This is a genomic window from Microcystis sp. CS-574 (assembly GCF_028329095.1).
Lineage (GTDB): Bacteria > Cyanobacteriota > Cyanobacteriia > Cyanobacteriales > Microcystaceae > Microcystis > Microcystis ichthyoblabe_A.
The window spans coordinates 1-5,101 of the sequence record NZ_JAQMSY010000083.1 but is presented as its reverse complement, the minus strand read 5'-3'; the positions used below and the strand labels follow the sequence as shown (position 1 = coordinate 5,101).

General features: G+C 41.8%; 3 protein-coding genes. All 3 read left to right on the top strand.

The genetic code is table 11. The features are described 5' to 3' along the window. Nucleotides 1-198 precede the first annotated feature (198 nt). The gene (locus PN470_RS05905) at nt 199-1,422 is read left to right on the top strand and encodes an NAD(P)/FAD-dependent oxidoreductase (RefSeq protein ID WP_272104018.1); all 1,224 of its coding nucleotides are present in this window, start codon (nt 199-201) and stop codon (nt 1,420-1,422) included. A 30-nt stretch (nt 1,423-1,452) separates the two neighbouring features. Continuing rightward, entirely contained in the window at nt 1,453-2,655 is a 1,203-nt protein-coding gene (locus PN470_RS05900; protein WP_272104016.1) for an S-layer homology domain-containing protein, read from the top strand. A gap of 183 nt (nt 2,656-2,838) precedes the next feature. Then, nucleotides 2,839-5,064, top strand: coding sequence for a heavy metal translocating P-type ATPase (locus tag PN470_RS05895; protein ID WP_271936678.1), 2,226 nt, complete (start codon nt 2,839-2,841; stop codon nt 5,062-5,064). Nucleotides 5,065-5,101: the final 37 nt, after the last annotated feature.

The window sequence follows — 5,101 nt, the reverse complement described above, 5'->3', positions numbered from 1 at the left end:
GGGGCACCCCCCCGCCTATCGGCACCCCCCTTATTAAGGGGGGCAGGAGGGATCGAACCTAAAATCCATTTTTAATTTAATTATAACCAGCTACTTATCAAATTTAGATGCACAACAGCTTCATAAGTTTGGGGTTTAACAGAGGGCATTTAGGGTAAAATAAAAGCAAGTTAGCAAGATTAGGCGAGGGAGTAAATCATGGATTATGATGTCGTAATTATTGGGGGTGGACCGGCGGGAGGTCACTGTGGTAGATTATTAAGTGAAAAAGGTTATCGTGTTCTTTTGGTGGAACAACATTCTAGTTGGCAAGATAATAACTTTTCTAGTGCCGCTTCTCCCCTAGAAATTTTAGAACAATTCAATCTCCCCGAAACCGTAGTGGCTAGGTTTTGGAAAAATATCGAAATTATCTCCACTAGCATACATCATTTTTGGTCATCACCGCAACCTTTAGGGGTAGTTTTTGATTTTGCCAAATTGCGAGAGTTTTTAGCCGCAGAAGTGCTGCGTTGGGGGGGAGAAGTTCGTTTAGGTTGTCGTTATCTGAAATATCAACAGATGGAGGATAAGCTAACTGTTTTCTTGAAATCAAAAGGCGAGGAAATCGAGACAGTTACTACTCGTTTATTGGTTGATGCTACCGGATACGCTAGAGCAGTTATGTATAAATATAGACGAGAAAAACCTGATTTTTTAAAGGGGGTAGGTATTGAATATTTAATTGCTGTGCCAGAAGTAGATTATCAAAAATATCAAGATAATTTAGTATTTTTTATCGGTCATAAATGGAGTCCTAAAAGTTATGGCTGGATTTTTCCTATGGATAATCAGCAATTAAAAATAGGAGCCGCTTGGTTAGAGGGAGAACATCCTTATATTTCTGAAGTTAAGCCTTTAAAAAGTTATATTACACAAATTATGCAAACCTACATGAATCTCTCTAAATATGATATAATTGACAGTCATGGTTCTATTTTAGAATATTCGCTCAATCTGCAAGATATTTATTATCAAGAACCGAATATTATAGCGATTGGTGATGCTGTTTCTACGGTTAACTTTTTAGGAGGGGAAGGTATTCGCTATGCTATGAAAGGAGCGGAAATTGCTTGTCAATACATGGAAGAATATTTACAGGGAAAATCGAGTAGTTTTGCCCCTTATCAACAGAGGATGCAAGAATATTTTCAACCAAAATGGAATTTATCCGATCGCCTCAGTCGCAAAGTTTATTTAAAATATAGTGATGCGCGTATTGATCAAGGATTATCCTATCTCAAGCACCTTTCCACCCAGGATATAATCGACTTTTTATTTTACTACAAATTTGAAAAATACACAAAAGGGTTAGGAGGATTTCTGCTGGGGAAATTACGTCAATGGTGGCGCAAAATTTTTCCTAGTCAAAAACCTGAGTAAATAGGCTAGGATAAAGCTAAGGAAACAATATTGGTAAAGACCGTGAGTAAGTTTATTCGCTACAGTACAATTATCACTCTGCTGGGCATTTTAGCAGCCTGTAGTGGCAATCCTGCCCTAGAAAATCGTCTGGCTGCCGATCCTAATCTACAAACAAATCCCATACCAGAAAACTCTCCTAATAACCAGCAATTACCCGCAAATTTTCCCGCAGAAATTCCTCGATATAGTCAATCAGAATTATTATCAGTGCAGACAAATCCTGATAATACTGGTGGACAAACCCGTTGGCAATCCAACGATCCCAGCAATGCGATCGAGGCTTTTTATCAACAGGAATTAGTTAATAATAATTGGGAAATTATTAATCCCTTTTCTGGGGAGGGAGTTAATAGTACCCTAACGGCCCGTCGAGATAATTTAGAATTAACTATCACCATAACTGCCACTTCTCCCAATACCGAATATAGCCTCGATTATCGTCCAACGGGAACCCCGATTGCTTCCCCTAGTCCCTCCCCCATTTCTTCCCCCTTACCCAATCTTAATCCCACCAGTTTTAACGATCTCGAATCCTTACCTAATCCCTTAAAAAGCCACATTCAAGACTTAGCTAGATTGGGAGTATTAACAGGTAATAATAATCAGTTTAACCCTAATAATACCATAACGCGCCGAGAATTTGCTCGCTGGTTGTTACAGGCTAATAATGCCATTTATGCTAATGTAGCGGGTAAACAAATCCGTTTAGCTACTCCCAATAGTTCCCCAGCTTTTAGTGATGTTAAAAATAACGATCCCGATTATATTTATATTCAAGGATTAGCGGAAGCGGGGTTAATTCCCTCTCCCTTAACGGGAGATAGTAGCACCCTTTTATTCCGTCCCAATGCTCCTTTAACCCGGGAAGATTTAATCGCTTGGAAAGTGCCATTAGATATTAGAAAAGCTTTACCGAGTGCCAATCTTGATACGATTAAAAATACTTGGGGTTTTCAGGATACCAATAAAATTAACCCGCAGCTGGTGCGCGCTCTTTATGCCGATTTTCAAAATGCCGAACAAGCCAATATTCGGCGAGTTTTTGGTTTTACTACCCTATTTCAGCCAAAAAGACCAGTAACTCGCGCTGAAGCTGCCGCTACTTTATGGTATTTTGGTTTTCAGGGTGATGGTGTTTCTGCTGCCGATGCTGTGCAGGGTCAAGATACGCAACAGAGTGGGGTTAATTGAAATTTGTCCATAAAAATTAAGGGTGTGTTAGGAAAATACAAGCACTCTTTTTGACATTTCTTCATATCTATTCAGAAAAATTAACAAAGGATTCTTGACCCGGCAGCTAGGGGAATATTTTATGCTAAAGATATAACTCTGCTGCAGGGGATTTTCTTGCTGACTTCCGCTGCTATTAACATTATGACCCATCAAACTCTCAAACTCGCCGGGATGAGTTGCGCTGGTTGTGCTGATTCGATCGAACGGATAATTAAATCTATCCCCGGAGTGATTCAATGTCAAGTTAATTTTGGCATGGAACAGGTGGATGTGGACTATGATCCCAAGCGTACCGATCTTAACACTATTCAAGCAAAAGTTAGGGATGCCGGTTTCCAAGCTACACCGATAACGGAAATTAATCTCGAATCCAGGCCAGAAAAAGAACTTCTCACTAAACTATCGATCGCTATTGTTATTAGCATTATACTTTTTATCGGTTCTTTGCCGATGATGACGGGTTTATCTCTATCTTTTATTCCCCACTGGTTACACGCTCCCTTATTACAATTAATTCTCGCTACTCCCGTCCAATTTTGGTGTGGTCAAAGTTTTTATAAAAATGCTTGGAAAGCCTTTAAAAATCGCACTGCCACCATGGATACTTTAGTAGTTTTGGGAACCAGTGCCGCCTATTTTTATTCCCTGTTTTTAACCTTCGGGAGCGATTTTATCGAAAAACAGGGGTTTAATTCCCATGTCTATTACGAAGCATCCGCTATCGTCATTACTCTGATTTTACTCGGTCGTTTCCTCGAAAAACGTGCCAGAAAAGAAACGGCCGCCGCTATTAAACAATTAATGAGATTACAGGCAAAAACTGCTAGGGTAATTAGGGAAGAACAGACGCTAGATATACCAATAGAAGAGGTGAAGGTAGGAGATATAATTTTAGTGCGTCCGGGAGAAAAAATTCCCGTCGATGGCATAATTATCCAAGGCAGTTCTAGCATTGATGAATCGATGGTGACAGGGGAAAGTTTACCCGTGCGAAAAACCGTCAATCAACAGGTAATCGGGGCGACAATTAATAAAACTGGTAGCCTACAAATGCAAGCGTTACGAGTGGGAAAAGATACGGTTTTAGCTCAGATTGTCCGATTAGTGCAAACCGCGCAAGCATCAAAAGCACCTATACAAAGATTAGTCGATCGAGTGACTGCTTATTTTGTGCCGGTGGTGATGATTATTGCCGTAATAACTTTCCTATTTTGGATTCTCCGCACGGGTAATCTCACCCTCGCTTTGATTACAATGGTGGAAGTCCTAATTATCGCTTGTCCCTGTGCGCTAGGATTAGCTACACCCACCTCGATTATGGTGGGAACAGGACAGGGAGCAAAACAGGGAATTTTAATTAAAAATGCCGAAAGTTTAGAATTGGCCCAGGGTATTACTACTATTGTTCTCGATAAAACGGGAACTCTCACCCAGGGGAAACCAACGGTGACGGACTTCTTGACTCGCGAGGGGGTGAGGGATGGACGGGAATTATCGCTGCTGCAGTTAGTCGTATCGGTGGAGAATCATTCTGAACACCCGCTAGGAGAAGCAATAGTTAGATATGGGCAGTTAAACCAGATTAAAACCCTAGAAGTAAGCGAATTTGACTCAATAACTGGGTCAGGAGTGCAGGGAAAAGTCGGGTCAGATTTCGTGCAAATCGGGACACAACAATGGTTAGAAAGTCAAGGGATCGAAACAAAAGTTCTTAAAAAAGTCGCCCACGATTGGGAATGGCAGAAAAAAACCGTGGCTTGGATAGCGGTTAACGGGCGTTTAGAGGGGGTGATCGCCATTTCCGACGTTTTAAAACCTTTTTCTTCCTTAGTGGTCGCCAAGCTCAAAAAAATGGGCTTAGAGGTGATGATGATGACGGGGGACAACCTCGAAACCGCAGAGGCGATCGCTGGCGAGTTGGGTATCCGGCGCTTTTTTGCCGCACTCCGTCCCGAACAAAAAGCCGAAAAAATCGAATATTTGCAGAAAAAAGGGAAAATAGTCGCCATGGTTGGAGATGGCATCAATGATGCGATCGCATTGGCGCAAGCGGACTTAGGTATTGCCATTGGCACGGGGACCGATGTAGCGATCGCTGCAAGCGATATAACCTTAATTTCGGGAGATTTACAGGGAATTGTGACTGCTATTGAGTTAAGTCGGGCAACAATGCGAAATATCAAAGAAAATCTCTTTTTTGCTTTTATTTATAACCTGATTGCCATTCCCATCGCTGCCGGAGTCCTCTATCCTTTTCTGCTCAATCCGATTATTGCCGGTGCTGCCATGGCTTTAAGTTCCCTTTCCGTGGTGACGAATGCTTTACGATTGCGTCGAGTTCATCCCAGGGTGGGGAGCAGGGTGTAGGGTGTGGGGTGTAGGGTGTGGGGTGTAGGGTGTGGGG